Source organism: Mesorhizobium sp. WSM2240 (assembly GCF_040438645.1).
Taxonomy (GTDB): domain Bacteria; phylum Pseudomonadota; class Alphaproteobacteria; order Rhizobiales; family Rhizobiaceae; genus Allomesorhizobium.
This window is the reverse complement of the sequence record NZ_CP159253.1, coordinates 2,403,100-2,418,310: the sequence shown is the minus strand read 5'-3', so window position 1 is coordinate 2,418,310 and position 15,211 is coordinate 2,403,100. Positions and strand designations below refer to the sequence as shown.

Annotated in this window: 14 protein-coding genes; 7 read left to right on the top strand and 7 right to left on the bottom strand. The window is 62.6% G+C overall.

Features of this window, described 5'->3' with window-relative positions; all coding sequences use genetic code 11:
- Nucleotides 1-80: 80 nt before the first annotated feature.
- A complete protein-coding gene (locus tag ABVK50_RS11650) occupies nucleotides 81-1,334 on the bottom strand; it encodes an N-acetylmuramoyl-L-alanine amidase (protein WP_353641412.1) in 1,254 nt (417 codons plus the stop codon).
- A 647-nt stretch (nucleotides 1,335-1,981) separates the two neighbouring features.
- On the opposite strand from ABVK50_RS11650, the gene ABVK50_RS11645 reads away from it, so the two are divergent.
- Nucleotides 1,982-4,825, top strand: a complete 2,844-nt coding sequence (locus ABVK50_RS11645) for a ribonuclease E/G (RefSeq protein ID WP_353641413.1) — start codon at nucleotides 1,982-1,984, stop codon at nucleotides 4,823-4,825.
- A 122-nt stretch (nucleotides 4,826-4,947) separates the two neighbouring features.
- On the opposite strand, the gene ABVK50_RS11640 is transcribed toward ABVK50_RS11645, so the two are convergent.
- Nucleotides 4,948-6,108: an aminotransferase class I/II-fold pyridoxal phosphate-dependent enzyme gene (locus ABVK50_RS11640; RefSeq protein WP_353641414.1), complete on the bottom strand. Its 1,161-nt coding sequence runs from the start codon at nucleotides 6,106-6,108 to the stop codon at nucleotides 4,948-4,950.
- Between the two features lie 136 nt (nucleotides 6,109-6,244).
- Here ABVK50_RS11640 and ABVK50_RS11635 point away from each other — a divergent pair, with 136 nt between their 5' ends.
- The 6 genes from ABVK50_RS11635 to aat all read left to right on the top strand — a co-directional run bounded on the left by ABVK50_RS11635 (nucleotide 6,245) and on the right by aat (nucleotide 11,568).
- A complete protein-coding gene (locus ABVK50_RS11635; protein WP_353641415.1) occupies nucleotides 6,245-7,648 on the top strand; it encodes a M48 family metalloprotease in 1,404 nt (467 codons plus the stop codon).
- 50 nt (nucleotides 7,649-7,698) lie between these two features.
- Entirely contained in the window at nucleotides 7,699-8,520 is an 822-nt protein-coding gene (locus ABVK50_RS11630; RefSeq protein ID WP_353641416.1) for a DsbA family protein, read from the top strand.
- A 130-nt stretch (nucleotides 8,521-8,650) separates the two neighbouring features.
- A complete protein-coding gene (gene aroQ / locus ABVK50_RS11625) occupies nucleotides 8,651-9,085 on the top strand; it encodes a type II 3-dehydroquinate dehydratase (RefSeq protein WP_353641417.1) in 435 nt (144 codons plus the stop codon).
- 26 nt (nucleotides 9,086-9,111) lie between these two features.
- Entirely contained in the window at nucleotides 9,112-9,579 is a 468-nt protein-coding gene (gene accB, locus ABVK50_RS11620) for an acetyl-CoA carboxylase biotin carboxyl carrier protein (RefSeq protein ID WP_353641418.1), read from the top strand.
- Nucleotides 9,580-9,597: 18 nt separating this feature from the next.
- Nucleotides 9,598-10,941 carry an acetyl-CoA carboxylase biotin carboxylase subunit gene (gene accC / locus ABVK50_RS11615; RefSeq protein ID WP_353641419.1) on the top strand — a complete coding sequence of 448 codons (1,344 nt, stop codon included), beginning with the start codon at nucleotides 9,598-9,600 and terminating at the stop codon, nucleotides 10,939-10,941.
- Between the two features lie 9 nt (nucleotides 10,942-10,950).
- Nucleotides 10,951-11,568, top strand: coding sequence for a leucyl/phenylalanyl-tRNA--protein transferase (gene aat / locus ABVK50_RS11610; RefSeq protein WP_353641420.1), 618 nt, complete (start codon nucleotides 10,951-10,953; stop codon nucleotides 11,566-11,568).
- Between the two features lie 28 nt (nucleotides 11,569-11,596).
- Here aat and ABVK50_RS11605 read toward each other — a convergent pair whose 3' ends face one another.
- The 5 genes from ABVK50_RS11605 to gatB all read right to left on the bottom strand — a co-directional run bounded on the left by ABVK50_RS11605 (nucleotide 11,597) and on the right by gatB (nucleotide 15,070).
- Nucleotides 11,597-11,953: a hypothetical protein gene (locus ABVK50_RS11605; RefSeq protein ID WP_353641421.1), complete on the bottom strand. Its 357-nt coding sequence runs from the start codon at nucleotides 11,951-11,953 to the stop codon at nucleotides 11,597-11,599.
- A gap of 72 nt (nucleotides 11,954-12,025) precedes the next feature.
- Entirely contained in the window at nucleotides 12,026-12,469 is a 444-nt protein-coding gene (locus ABVK50_RS11600; protein ID WP_353641422.1) for a DUF2155 domain-containing protein, read from the bottom strand.
- Between the two features lie 109 nt (nucleotides 12,470-12,578).
- Nucleotides 12,579-12,977, bottom strand: a complete 399-nt coding sequence (locus tag ABVK50_RS11595; RefSeq protein WP_353641423.1) for an NADH:ubiquinone oxidoreductase subunit NDUFA12 — start codon at nucleotides 12,975-12,977, stop codon at nucleotides 12,579-12,581.
- A 96-nt stretch (nucleotides 12,978-13,073) separates the two neighbouring features.
- A complete protein-coding gene (locus ABVK50_RS11590) occupies nucleotides 13,074-13,565 on the bottom strand; it encodes a GNAT family N-acetyltransferase (protein ID WP_353641424.1) in 492 nt (163 codons plus the stop codon).
- 2 nt (nucleotides 13,566-13,567) lie between these two features.
- Complete coding sequence (gene gatB / locus ABVK50_RS11585; RefSeq protein ID WP_353641425.1) at nucleotides 13,568-15,070, bottom strand: Asp-tRNA(Asn)/Glu-tRNA(Gln) amidotransferase subunit GatB; 1,503 nt, start codon at nucleotides 15,068-15,070, stop codon at nucleotides 13,568-13,570.
- Nucleotides 15,071-15,211 lie beyond the last annotated feature (141 nt).

Genomic DNA, 15,211 nt, shown 5'->3' with positions numbered 1-15,211 from the left:
GGAAATCTTCGCGATTAAATCACGTGGTGTGGCGTGGACGCAACGTCCGGCGCAACAGGCCGTAACGGGAAGCCCGGGCATCACCCGCCCGCCGATCGTGACGCGGCAAAAGCCGCAATGGCGTTCGAAATGCTGGCAGCCGCCTTGCCGCGCCAGTCGGGGTCGCGCAATTGCGCCTCATCCTTGGGATTCGACATGTAGCCAAGCTCGACCAGGACAGAAGGTACGTCCGGCGCCTTGAGCACCTTGAAGCCGGCGAAACGATGGGGATTGTTGATCAATCCGACAGTGTTCGACAACTCGCTGACCAACGAACGGGCGAAGCGGATCGAAAAACTGTGCGTTTCGCGGCGGATCAGATCGACGAGAATGTCGGCGACCTCCTGTTTCTCGCCCTCGATCTCCATCCCAGCGAGTTGATCCGACAGGTTTTCGCGTATCGCGAGCGCCTCGGCCTCCTCATCGGACGCCTTGTCTGAAACGGTGTAGACGGTCGCACCGCGAATGCCCTTCAGGCGGATCGTATCGGCATGAATGGATATGAAAAGATCCGCTTCGTGCTGCCGTGCGATTCGCACCCGATCGTCGAGGCGCAGGAACTCGTCCTTCTCGCGAGTCAGGTACACGTCATACTTGCCGCTGGAAGCGAGCTTCGCCTTCAACTCCAGCGCAAAGGCAAGCGTGATTGTCTTCTCCTCCGTCCCGCTGGTGCCTTTGGCTCCGCCGTCGATGCCGCCATGTCCGGGATCGATCACAATGGTGAAGGGTCGCGTCACGTCATCGGCGGGAGCCTTGCCGAGACGGTCGCCTTTCGGCGTGGCGACGGTCGCGCCGGTGGTCTGCGACTGCAGCGCGAGCGCCTCCTCGAATTGCCTGTCAGACGCGGCGACGAGGTCCACCACCAGCCGATATCCGGACTCGCCTTCATTTTCCAGAACGTCGAGCCTCTCGACGGTGAACGGTCCCTTCGAGGTCAGAATCAGCCGCGACTTGCCCTCTTGGAGATGCCCGTAGCGCACATCGGTGACCAGGCCGATCGCCTTCAAGCCGTCGGGATGTAAAAGGAGCTTCGTTTCCGGGAGATCCAGAACGAGACGATGCGGCGCACGCAACAGAAGCCATTCGGGGTTGGGTTCGCCATCGAAATTCAGGACCACGCGCATGCGCGTGGCGTCACCGGCCATCTTGAAGTCACGCGCTTCGAGCGGCGCGGATTCGGCGAAGGATAACATCGCCTGGAGCGCCATAAACAGGACGAGCATCAAGCCGCAGACAGCGCCGCGCAACGGGACATTGCGCGTAACCTGCCTAACGCTCGTGCTTCCAAAATGCATTCCAGCCACCCTGCTCCCGATTTGCCGCCGGTCCAGCGACCACCTCCGGCTGTGCGTCCGGTTTAGGCTCGATCTCGCTTAACGATTGGTATCCAGATAAGGTTAACCAAGCCTTTTTGTCCGGCGTTTCCGCGGCGGCACGGCTTTTGCCGGCGTCCGAAAACGGGGTTGCTATAAACGCCATCAAATCATAAAAGCGACATTGGATCACTGCAATGCCCCGAGGCCCGTCGCCTCCGCTTTCCACAACCAGCCAAGGCGACGAAACGGCTTCAATCGCAACCTGCGATAAGGCCGAAGGTGATCGCGACGGATTTCGTCGCGGTGTTTGCGGCAACGTGAACCCCCGACGTCGAGGAAAACGGCCGGAACGACAACTCCGCGCCGGCTCTGTACGAGCAAACAGCTGGTCCGGTTTTTCCGGGCTTTGGTTCAAATGGTTCCGCAAGGTTACGCAATGGCTTCAGGCGCAATCATGGAAAGGTCCGCAGGTTACCGCGCCGGTTCGGCAGCGGGCGGCACCGCCATGGCGTCCAGGCAGCGGCCCGCGGACGCTAATATGTCCGGCATGCAGCGATTGACGGGTTTGGAGAGGCACATTTCGCCGCCTCCGGGCTCGCTGGCTGCGTCCGGCGGGAAAAGAAATAATGCCCAACAAGATGCTAATAGACGCCTCCCACCCGGAGGAAACACGGGTCGTCGTTGTTCACGGTAACCGTATCGAAGAATTCGATTTTGAATCTCAGGATAAGAAGCAGCTCAAAGGAAACATCTATCTCGCCCGCGTCACGCGGGTAGAACCCTCCCTTCAGGCAGCCTTTGTCGAATATGGCGGAAACCGGCACGGCTTCCTCGCCTTCAGCGAAATTCACCCCGATTACTACCAGATCCCGGTCGCAGACCGTCAGGCGCTGTTGCGCGCGGAAGCCGAGGCTGCCGAGGAAGAGAACGACGAGGACGGCGAAGGCGAGGATCGCCAAGACCGAAATCGCGGACGCCGACGTAGGCGCGGCGGCAAGAACCGGGACCGTGGCGGAGAAGCCCGGGCGGCCGCCGAGAGCGCCGATGACGACGGCGAAGCCGCGGGTGACGACGAGAACGATGAAAATGTTGCCGCGGAGGACGATGCCGGCCTGGCCGAGCCGGTCGCCGGGGATGACGGCGCCGCAGCCGGCGCGGAAGCTGTCGATATTTCGCCGGACGCCGTTCTCGACGACGCAACCAACATTGCGATGGCCGCCACGGCGGACGCCCACGTCGTTTCCGAGGAAATTTCCAAATCGAGCCTGACGGAAAACGATCGCGGCGGCGCGTTCGAAGACGTGGCAGCGGCCAACGGCGACGAGCATGAGATCGAATCGGTTGGCGCCGAAGACGCGCTCGAGGAAGTCCGCAACCGTCGCAAGCCGGTGCGCCGCCACTACAAGATCCAGGAAGTCATCAAGCGCCGGCAGATTCTGCTGGTGCAGGTGGTCAAGGAAGAGCGCGGCAACAAGGGCGCGGCCCTGACCACGTATCTTTCGCTCGCCGGACGCTATTCGGTGCTGATGCCGAATACCGCTCGCGGCGGCGGCATTTCGCGCAAGATCACCAATGCCCAGGACCGCAAGCGCCTGAAGGAAGTGGTTCAGGATCTCGACGTGCCTCAGGGCATGGGCGTCATCCTGCGCACGGCAGGCGAGAGCCGCACCAAGGCCGAGATCAAGCGCGATTACGAATATCTGATGCGGCTGTGGGAGACGGTCAGAACGCTGACGCTCCAGTCGACCGCCCCTGCCCTCGTTTACGAGGAAGGTAGCCTGATCAAGCGCTCGGTGCGCGATCTCTACAACAAGGACATCGACGAAGTCCTGGTCTCGGGCGAGGACGGCTACCGCGAAGCCAAGGACTTCATGCGCATGCTGATGCCGAGCCACGCCAAGGTGGTCCAGCCCTATCGCGACACCACGCCGATTTTCGTGCGCAATGGCATCGAGGCGCAACTCGACCGCATGCTGCAGCCACAGGTCACGCTGAAGTCGGGCGGCTACATCATCATCAACCAGACCGAGGCGCTGGTTGCGATCGACGTGAACTCCGGGCGCTCCACCAAAGAGCATTCGATCGAGGAAACGGCTCTCCATACCAATCTCGAAGCCGCGGACGAAGTCGCACGGCAGCTCCGGCTGCGCGATCTCGCGGGCCTGATCGTCATCGACTTCATCGACATGGAGGAGAACCGCAACAATCGCGCGGTCGAGAAGCGCCTGAAGGATTGCCTCAAGAACGATCGCGCGCGCATCCAGGTCGGCCGCATCTCGCATTTCGGCCTGATGGAAATGTCGCGCCAGCGCATCCGGGCCAGCGTGCTCGAATCGACGATGAAGCCCTGCCCGCATTGCGGCGGAACCGGGCATGTGCGTTCGGAATCGTCGGTCGCGCTGCTTGTGGTCCGGGCCATCGAGGAGTTTTTGATCAAGGATTCGCGCAACCACATCACGGTTCGCACTCCGACCTCGACGGCGCTCTACGTTCTCAACCACAAGCGCAGCACCCTTGCCGAACTTGAGGCGAGGTTCGGCCTCACGATCACGATCGAAATGGACGATTCGGTCGGCGCGCAGCATTACGCCATCTTCCGTGGCGCAGTCGCCGAGAAGCCCGTCGGCGGTTTCGTGCCATTGCCCGCTCCTGTCTATGACGAGCCGGAGGACGAAATCCTCGAGGAGGAGGAAGAAGTCGTCGAGGCCGCGGCCGACGAGCGCCCCGCGCAAGCAGCGCCGAGGGCCGAAGCCGGCGAGCAGCGCGACCGCAAGCGCCGCAAACGCCGCAGACGGCGCGGCGGCAAGGATCGCGACCGCGATGTGTTGGAAGGTGCGGCGACGCAGGACGTTGCGGCCGCCGCGGAAGAACCTCGGGCCGAGGCCGCTGAGACGCTCGAACCGGTTGCTGCCGAGCCTGCCGAGGCTGCCGGCGAAGGCGGCGAGGACATCGACCGCAAGAAGCGCCGTCGCGGCAAGCGCGGCGGCAAACGCAATCGGCGCGACGAGGACGGAGCGGAGCAGCAGGACGAGATGGTCTCGGCGGAGCCCGCAGCCGTCGAGGCTTTGTCGGAGCAGGTGACGGAAGACGCAGCCGTCGTTGCTGCCCCGGCCGAGGAAGTCGCCGAACAGCCGAAGAAGCCCCGGCGCGCTGCCAGGCCGAAAAAGGTGAAAACGGAAGAGGCTGCGGAAGCGGCGGTTTCCGCGGAACCGGCGATAGCCGAGCCTGAAGCGATTGCCGTGCAGGCCGAAGAAAAGCCCAAAAAGCCCCGCGCCTCGCGACGCAAGGCTGCTGAACCGGTCGAGGCGGCTGCCGCTCCGGCGGAAACGCCCGAAACGCCCGAAACGCCCGAGGAAAAGCCGGCGGAGCCTGTCGTCAAGCTCGTGTCGTCGACTGGTGAAGAAGAGATGGAAACCACCGACGAGAAGCCGAAAAAGGCCGGCTGGTGGCAGCGAAAGAGCTTTTTCTGACAGTCACTTATGTTGATTAGCTAAAGAGGCCCGCGCCGCTGATCGCGATGCGGGCCTTTCTTTGGCCGCGCTGCCTGCTCAAGGCGGTTGCCGGTCGCGGGATGCGACCATCGATTTCGGCATCATCCGGTCCGTCGCCCAAGCCAGCGCTCAATGCGATCCAGCGCCTTGGCCATGTCGTCATGGCTTCCGGCATAGGAAAAGCGCATGAAGCGCTGCCCGGCGAGCGGATCGAAATCGTGGCCGGGCGTTGCCGCGACATGCGCTTCCGCCAGCATCGTGCGGGCAAATTCCATGCTGTCATTGGTCAGCCGGGAAACGTCGCAATAGGCATAGAACGCCCCGTCCATTGGCGCGGCGAGCGAAAAGCCGAGTTCCGGAAGCCTTTGCATCAGGAGATCGCGGTTCCAGGCATAGCGCGCCTTGACCGCCTCCAGCTCGTCGGTCGCCCGGAACGCCTGCGCCGCGGCGATCTGCGACAGCTCTGGCGCGGAGATGTAGAGGCTCTGCTGGATGCGCTCGACCGGCCGGACGAGCTTTTCCGGCAGAACCATCCAGCCGATCCGCCAGCCGGTCATGCAATAGTATTTCGAGAAGGAGTTGATGACGGTTACGTCGGGGCTGAAGGCGAGCGCCGTGGTATCGGGCGCCGAATAGGCCAGACGGTGATAGATCTCATCGGAAATCAGCGCGATCCCCAATTCCTCGGCCGTGCGGACGAGCGCCTCGAGATCACCCGTCGGAATCACCGCTCCTGTCGGATTGGCGGGGCTGGCGAAAAGCGCGCCTTTGAGCGGCTTTTCGGCATGCGCTTCCCGGAGATGTTCGGCATGAAGATAGGCAGCGCCTTCCAACTCGATCTCGACGACATCGAGGCCGAGCGCTTTCATGATGTTGCGATAGGCTGGATAGCCGGGCGCGGCGATTGCGACGCGGTCGCCGGTATCGAACATCGCCAGAAACGCCAGATTGAATGCGGCGGAGGATCCGGTCGTCACCGCGATCCGCGCCGCCGGTACATCGACCCCGTAGTGCTCCTGGTAATGGGCTGCTATCGCATTGCGCAATTCGGCCGTGCCCAGCGCGTCGGTGTAGCCGATGCGCCCGTCGGCCAGCGCCTTTGCGGCGGCTTCCCGAACCAGAGCCGGAGCCGGATCCGAAGGCTGCCCGACGGCCAGGGAGATCACCGGCTTGCCCAGCGCCTTCAGCCGATTGGCCTCAGCCAGGACGTCCATCGCATGGAATGGCTCGACATCGCCACGCCGGGAAAGGGAAACCGCCATATTCCGCACCAGTCCTTCATGTGCGCCCAGGCACTGCGCCGCACAAATGCCCGAATGATGTGGGGATCACAAGTTCATGAAATGCGGCGCTTCGACTTTTCAACCCACCATGGCTCGTTTACCAGTGGTTCCCGCTATGCACGCACGATTTCCGATCTTTGCAAAACTGGCCAAAACTGCGCGAGCGCTGACGGCAGTGTCGCTGGCCGTCGCCGTGAGCGTTGCGGCTCCTGGCAGCGCCTCGGCTCAGGCGAATCTGCCGATCGTGCGCGATGCCGAGATCGAAGCGCTGGTCCGCGACTATGCGCGGCCGATCCTCAAGGCTTCCGGCCTGTCGAAATCCGGCATCGACATCATTCTGGTCAACGATACCCGCTTCAATGCCTTCGTGGCCGGGCGGCGCATGTTCATCAATACCGGCGCCCTGCTGCAATCGGAGACCCCCAACGAGATCATCGGCGTCATAGCCCATGAAGCCGGCCATATAGCCGGCGGCCACCAGGAGCGCCTGCGCGAACAACTGGCGCGCGCCCAGACCATGGCGGTCGTGGCCGGGCTGCTCGGCATCGGCGCGGTGGTTGCCGGCGCGGCCGCAAATTCCAAGGAGATGGCACAGGCCGGCGGTGGACTGGCCGCCGGCGGCGGCGAGTTTGCGCGGCGCGGGCTGCTTGGCTACCAGCGCTCGGAGGAAACGACAGCCGATCGCTCGGCGATCACCTATCTCGAGGCGACGGGGCAGTCGGCCAAGGGCATGCTGAAGACGTTCCAACGTTTCCAGAATGCACTGTCGCTTTCCGGTTCGCGCGTCGATCCCTACCAGGTCAGCCACCCTATGCCGCGCGAGCGCATAGCCAATCTCGAGCAACTGGCGAAGAACAGCCCCAATTACGACCGCACGGATTCGCCTACGCTGCAGCAGCGCCATGACATGATGCGCGCCAAGATCGCAGTCTATACGCAAGGCCAGTCGGCGGCGGCGCGACTGTTCCGCAAGGATCCGCAGGGCCTGCCGGCGCAGTATGGCGATGCGATGGCCACCTACATGTACGGCAATCCGCGCTCGGCGCTCGGCAAGGCGGACGCGCTGGTCAAGGCGCAGCCCAACAACCCGTATTTCCACGAATTGCGCGGCGACATACTGATGAAGGCCAACCGCCCGGCTGATGCGGTCGGCGCTTACACCGCCGCCGTACAGCTGGATCCCGTTAAATCCGGCATCCTGCCGATTTCGCTTGGCCAGGCGCTGATCGCGGTCGGCGATCCGGCTTCACTGAAGAAGGCGGTTGCCGAGATCAAGAAGGGCCTTCAGCGGGATCGCGAGAACAGCTCAGGCTATCGCTATCTAGCACAGGCCTATGGCCAACTCGGTGATATTCCGGAAGCCGAGCTCGCGACCGCCGAGGGCCACTTCTACCGCGGCGCCTATAAGGACGCGAAAATCTTCGCGGCCCGCGCCCAGCAACGATTCAAGCGCGGCGCGCCAGGCTGGGTCCGCGCCCAGGACATCATCAACTACAAGATGCCAAGCAAAAAGAAATGAACCTTCCGCGCCGGTCGGACGACTGAACGGAAACTCCAGAGGAAATGAACATGAACAAGGCACTTTTGTTGGGCACAGCCGGCGTCGCCGTGGCTTTCGGGTTGCTGGCGGCGGGCTTCGTTGCCGGCAAGCCGCAAACCGCCAAAGCCGAAGACGCACCTCAGGTGCTGACGGTCGCCGCGGCCGAAACCCAGCTCGACCGGAAGCAGGTCGAGACGATCGTGCGCGAATATTTGCTGTCCAATCCCGAACTGATGCTCGAGGTGCAGCAGGCGCTCGAGACCAAGCAGCAGGAAGAGCAGCGCGTTGCCCACCTCCAGGTGATCAAGGACGCCAAGGCCGAGATCTTCAATGCCGCCTATGATGGCGTCGTCGGCAATCCGAACGGCAAGGTCACGATCGTCGAGTTCTATGATTACAATTGCGGCTACTGCAAACGCGCCCAGGAAGACATGCAGGCGCTGACCGCGGCGGACCCGGAGCTACGCTTCGTGCTCAAGGAATTCCCGATCCTCGGCCCGGATTCGCAGAAGGCCCATGTCGTTTCCATGGCCTTCCGCGCGCTTGCGCCTGAGAAGTATGGCGAGTTCCACAACGCGCTGCTGAGCGGAGCCGGCCGCGCCACCGAAGACAGCGCGATCAAGCTCGCAGTGTCGCTGGGAGTGGATGAGGCCAAGCTGCGCGAGCAAATGAAAAGCCCCGAAATCACCAAGGCGTTCTCCCAAACCTATGAACTCGCCAACCGGCTTGCGATCACGGGGACACCATCCTATGTCGTCGGCAACGAGGTCGTATTCGGCGCGCTCGGCAAGGAGGTCCTGACCGAGAAAATCGCGGCCGCCAAGACCTGCATCGAGGCCGCTACCTGCTGATCGGGCCTTTTCGAAGCCCGCCGCTGTGGACAGAGAAAGAAGCTGCTTGCGCTCTTTTCGCGGCGCTCTATGCCCATTATAGAAGTCCCGGCGCGCCAGATGCCTTCCGGCGCGGCGAAAGGTGCATATATTGAAAACGATTTTCATCCTGAATGGTCCCAACCTCGACGCGCTCGGCAAGCGGGAACCCGGCATCTATGGCGGAACGACGCTGGCCGATATTGAGGACGACTGCAGGAAGGCCGGCTCGGCATTGGGGCTGGAGATTGTTTTTCGCCAGTCCAATCATGAAGGCGATCTGGTCGACTGGATCCAGGAGGCCGGCGAGAAGGCGGCCGGCATAGTCATCAATGCCGGCGCCTATACCCATACCTCCATCGCCATACACGACGCGATCCGCTCGGTCTCGCCGTTGCCGGTCGCCGAGGTGCATCTTTCGAACATTCACGCCCGCGAGGCGTTTCGGCACACATCGATGATCGCGCCAGTCTCGACCGGCATGATCTGCGGCTTCGGCCCGCTTGGCTATACTCTGGCATTGCAGGCGCTGGCGGCGCGGCTGTGACAGACAGAACAGGAAAAGGTTCCGACATGTCGACAAAGAAGACCGGTGTTGACCAGCAGCTGATCCGCGATCTCGCCGGTATCCTGAACGACACCAATCTCACCGAGATCGAGGTCGAGCTGGATGATCTGAAGGTTCGCGTTTCGCGCCATGCACAGGCCGTTCACAGCGTCCATGCGCCCGCGCCGATCGTGCATCACGCACCGGCGCCTGCGCCGTCGGCGCCTGTGCAGGCTCCGCCCCCTGCCGCCGATCTGTCGAAGAATGCGGTGCCCTCGCCTATGGTGGGCACGGCCTACCTGGGTCCCTCGCCCGACGCAAAGCCGTTCATCGATGTGGGACAGCAGGTTAAGGAAGGCCAGACGCTGCTGATCATCGAGGCGATGAAGACGATGAACCAGATCCCCTCGCCGCACTCCGGAACGGTGACCGCGATTCTCGTCGAAGACGGCCAGCCGGTGGAATTCGGCATGCCGCTCGTCGTCATCGAGTAGACCGGGAAGCCGCTCCTCATGTTCCAGAAAATCCTGATCGCCAATCGCGGTGAGATCGCCCTTCGGGTCCTGCGCGCGGCGAAGGAGCTCGGCATCAAGACGGTCGTTGTCCACTCGACCGCCGATGCCGACGCCATGCACGTGCGCCTGGCGGACGAGAGCGTTTGCATCGGCCCGCCGCCGTCGCGCGATAGCTATCTCAACATCCATCAGATCGTGGCCGCCTGCGAGATCACCGGCGCCGATGCCGTGCATCCGGGCTATGGCTTTCTGTCCGAAAACGCCAAATTCGCCGACATACTGGCCGCGCACAACATCACCTTCATCGGTCCGTCGGGCGATCATATCCGCGTCATGGGCGACAAGATCGAGGCCAAGCGGACCGCCAAGCGCCTCGGTATTCCCGTCGTTCCGGGCTCCGACGGCGCAGTCTCCGATGAAGGCGAGGCCAAGCGCATCGCCGGCGAAATCGGCTATCCCGTGATCATCAAGGCCTCGGCCGGCGGCGGTGGCCGAGGCATGAAGGTCGCGCGCACGGAACAGGATCTGGTCCAGGCACTGCAGACCGCCAGCAGCGAGGCCGGCGCGGCTTTCGGCAACAGCGAAGTCTATATCGAGAAGTTCCTCGAAAAACCGCGTCACATCGAGATCCAGGTTTTCGGCGACGGCGCCGGCAAGGGCATCCATCTCGGCGAGCGCGACTGTTCGCTGCAGCGCCGCCACCAGAAGGTTTGGGAAGAGGCGAATTCGCCAGCCCTCAACGAGGAGCAGCGCACCCGTATTGGCGAGACCTGCGCCAGGGCGATCGCCGACCTCGGCTATTCAGGCGCCGGCACCATTGAATTCCTCTACGAGGATGGCGAGTTCTACTTCATCGAGATGAATACCAGACTGCAGGTCGAGCACCCGGTGACCGAGGCGATCACCGGCATCGATCTGGTGCACGAGCAGATCCGGGTTGCGTCCGGCGGCGGACTATCGGTCCGCCAGGATGAAGTACGGTTCCAGGGCCACGCGATCGAGTGCCGCATCAACGCGGAGGACCCGCGCACGTTCACGCCGTCGCCGGGTACGATCACGCATTTCCATACGCCGGGCGGCCTCGGCATCCGCGTCGATTCCGGCGTCTATTCCGGCTACCGCATTCCGCCCTACTATGACAGCCTGATCGGCAAGCTGATCGTGCACGGCCGCAACCGGGTCGAATGCATGATGCGGCTGCGTCGTGCGCTGGACGAATTCGTCGTCGACGGCATCAAGACGACGTTGCCGCTGTTCCGCGACCTGGTCGGCAATCCCGATATCGCGAATGGCGACTACGACATCCACTGGCTGGAAAAGCACCTGGCGGAGACGGTATAATCGCGGTCTATGACCCGACCATACGCGCCCGGCTACCGCATACCGACCGACCTGCTCCTGAAGGCTTATGCGTCGGGCGTGTTTCCGATGGCCGAGAGCGCGAGCGACCCGGAAGTCTTCTGGGTCAGGCCCGAAACGCGCGGCATCATTCCGCTGGACACGTTCCATGTGCCTCGCAGCCTGCGCAAGACGATGCGCCAGGGACGCTTCGAGATCCGCTTCGACAGCAACTTCGCCGGCGTGATCGATGCCTGCGCCGAAGCGCGGGAAGAGCGCAAGACGACCTGGATCAACCAGCCGATCCGCGAGGCCTATATCGGTCTGTTCGAGCGCGGCCACTGCCATTCGGTGGAGGCCTGGCGTGATGGACAACTGGTCGGCGGGCTTTACGGAGTGACGCTTGGCCGCGTCTTCTTCGGCGAAAGCATGTTCTCCAGGGAACCCGACGCTTCCAAGGCTTGTCTCGTTCGTCTGGTCGAGCGTCTGCGCGAACGCGGCTTCGTGCTTCTCGACACACAGTTCACGACAGCGCATTTGATGCGATTCGGAGCTATCGACGTGCCGCGCGGCAAATACGAGAGGATGCTGGAGGAAGCGCTGGAAGGCGACGCGGTCTTTTTCCCGTAGGTGCCCGAGACGCCGCCGTCGCGGCGGGTCAAATCTGCGGCGTCTGCTGGTGGAATACCATCTTCCAGCGGCCGTCGCGCTTCGCATAACCGGTGCTGACCAATGCGGCATAACGCTCGCCGCTTTCGCGTGTGGCGCGCGCCTCATAGCTCAGGATGGCGGTGTCTTCCGAGGGTGTGACCAGTCCCTTCAACTCGATTTCAAGGTCTTTCCAGCGATTGCCGTCCTTGACGGTTGCCGCGATATCCTTGTTGCTCATCACGCCCGCCATGCTGCGGTTGAACGCGATCAGGCAGGATTGGTCGACGTTCTCTTCGAAAAATTTCGAGCCGCCGGTCCAGAATTGCCTTTCAAGCGCAAGCAGGTCTTTTTCGACTGCGGTCATGGCGCATCGCTCCCGTCGTTCGATACAGGGAAACGGCTGCCTCAAGTGAAATGTTCCGGGCTGGAACGGGGTCTAGTTCGTCTTGGCCGCTTCCGGCGCGGGCACATCCGACTTCTGCTTGCAGGCCTTCAGCCAGACGTCATAGACGGCGTGCTCGACCGCGTTGAGGCCCGGGCTTTCCGCGAACATCCAGCCGGTGAATATCCGCCTGATCTTGCGATCCAGCGTGATTTCGTCGACCTCGACAAAGGAATCAGTCTTGGGTTCTTCGGTATCGGGCCGCGAATAGCAGACCCGCGGCGTCACCTGCAGTGCTCCGAACTGAACGGTCTCGTTGATATAGACATCGAATGTGATGATGCGGCCGGTAATCTTGTCGACGCCGGTGAACTCGGCGACCGGGTTGTCGATGCGCTCGGCTGCCGCCGGCGAAAGCCAGGCAATGGCCATTACCGCAGACGCGGCAAGCGAGTATGCAGCGCGTTTTCCAAGCGGGATCAGGCTGGATTTCGTCATTTGGAAATACCGGAATTTGCGGCCTTGATTCTGTCGCGCGCCGAGGCCCGTGACCGACAAGCGATTAGCCGCCAATTGTGGCGAGAAAACACCGCGCCTCGGCCCAGCCTCAACCGCCGGGGGTCCAGGCGTCGTAGTCGCCGGTAACCTGCGGGCGGTGCCCGCCGGACAGAAGCGAACCCTTCGGCCGATACGCGGCTGCGCTGCCCGTCAGGTTGGGCAAATGCGGCTTCTGCCATTCGCGGGCGGCATAGTTCTCCTGCGAAGGCGCGACGTCGACCCGATGGTGGATCCAGCCGTGCCAACCGGGCGGAATCACCGACGCTTCGGCCTCGTCGGCGTAAATCACCCAGCGACGCGTGCGGCCCTCCGAATCGGTGCCGCCCTGATAATAGATGTTGCCGAACTCGTCGCGGCCGACCTCGGTGCCGTGCCGCCAGGTGTGGAAGCGCGTTCCCAGCGTCTGGCCGTTCCACCAGGTAAAAAACTGCAGGAGGAATTTCTTCATCGAACTACCCTGTCGCCGCGCTTCGTGCACGCCCCGCTTATGGCTTTCGCCAGCGATGATGGCAAGTGTTCCGCCGTCGCACGAGGCCCAGAAGCTTCAATCGAGCGCCTTTTCCAGCACCATGGCCGGTATGCCGGATTGCGGGCCTCCACAATTGGCTATCGCACCCGCCTGAACGAAGCCGTTGGTCCGATAGAACGCCAGTGCGGCCGTGTTTGCTGCCTCCACTTCAAGACGCAGCATTCGCGCATCGGGAAAACTGTCTTCAATCTCATCCAGGAGCATCTTTCCGATACCCTTCCCCTGGAAATCCGGATGCACGTAAAGCTGGTGCAGCATGACCAGTTTGGGATCGGTCGTCGCCGCCGCATAGGCCATACCGCCGATCGTCTTGCCGTCGTCAGCGACGAGGAACTCGGAATTCGGCCGTCCCATTCGCGCCTTCAGCGAGGCTATCGAGTGCCAGTCATCGGTGATTTCCGTGACCCGCTCGACGCCGTAGATCGCGTCATAGGTTGCATGCCAGGTCTCGACCAGAAGCGCTCGCACCGCGGCGAGATCGCGCTCGCTGGCAGTGCGGACGAACATTCTTATTCCTCGATCCCGAGCTTGGCCTTGACCAGACTGTTCACCGCCTGCGGGTTGGCCTTGCCGCCTGTCGCCTTCATCACTTGGCCGACGAACCAGCCGGCCATGCTCGGCTTGACGCGGGCCTGCTCGACCTTGTCCGGGTTGGCGGCGATCACCTCGTCCACCGCCTTTTCGATCGCACCGGTGTCCGTGACCTGCTTCATGCCGCGGCTCTCGACCAGTTGGCGCGGATCGCCGCCCTCCTTCCAGACGATCTCGAACAGATCCTTGGCGATCTTCCCCGAAATCGTGCCTTCCTTGATGAGGTCGATGACGGCTCCGAGCTGATCGGGAGAAACCGGCGCGTCTTCAATGCCTTTGCCGGCCTTGTTCAACTGGCCGAGCAGATCGTTGATGACCCAGTTGGCGGCGAGCTTGCCGTCGCGCCCGGCCGCCACCTTCTCGAAATAGTCGGCAATAGCTTTCTCGGAAATCAGGATGGACGCGTCGTAGACCGAGAGCCCGAGGCTGGACACGAGCCGCGCCCGCTTGTCGTCAGGCAGTTCAGGAAGTTCCGCCGCCAGTGCGTCGACATAGGCCTGATCGAATTCCAGCGGCAGAAGGTCGGGATCGGGGAAATAGCGGTAATCATGCGCTTCTTCCTTGGAGCGCATCGATCGCGTCTCGCCCCTGCCAGGATCGAACAGCCGCGTCTCCTGGATGATCTTGCCGCCGTCTTCGAGAATCGCGATCTGACGGCGCGCTTCGGATTCGATCGCCTGGCCGACGAAGCGGATCGAGTTCACGTTCTTGATCTCGCAACGCGTGCCGAATTCTCCGCCCGGCCGGCGTACCGAGACGTTGACGTCGGCGCGCATCGAGCCCTCGTCCATATTGCCGTCGCAAGTCCCGAGATAGCGCACGATCATGCGCAGCTTGGTCAGATAAGCCTTTGCCTCGTCGGCGGAGCGCATATCGGGCTTCGACACGATCTCCATCAGCGCGACGCCGGAGCGGTTGAGGTCGACATACGACATGGTCGGGTGCTGGTCGTGCATCGACTTGCCGGCATCCTGTTCGAGATGCAGCCGCTCGATGCCCACTTCGATATCTTCGAAATTGCCCTCGCGATCGGGTCCTACGGAAACAACCACCGTGCCTTCGCCGACGATCGGCTGCTTGTACTGCGAAATCTGATAGCCCTGCGGCAGGTCCGGGTAAAAGTAGTTCTTCCGGTCGAAGACCGAGCGGTGATTGATCTGCGCCTTCAGCCCGAGGCCGGTGCGGATCGCCTGCTTTACGCATTCCTCGTTGATGACCGGCAGCATGCCCGGCATCGCGGCGTCGACAAGGCTGACATTGGCGTTGGGCGCCGCCCCGAACGAAGTCGATGCGCCGGAAAACAACTTCGCCTCCGACGTCACCTGCGCATGAACCTCCAGCCCGACAATGATCTCCCAGTCGCCGGTGGCGCCGGAAATGAAGCGTTTCGGGTCGGGAGTGCGCGTGTCGATGATTGTCATGCAAGCCTGCGTCGGTGGGTCGGGAATGTATATTCAGCGTCGGCATTCGCTAGTGCAAATGGCCGGGAGAGGCAAGCGTCTGGGCGCGGGCTGGCGTTTCCGGGCGTGGTTCGATATATGCGAAAACATCCTCATGGAGTG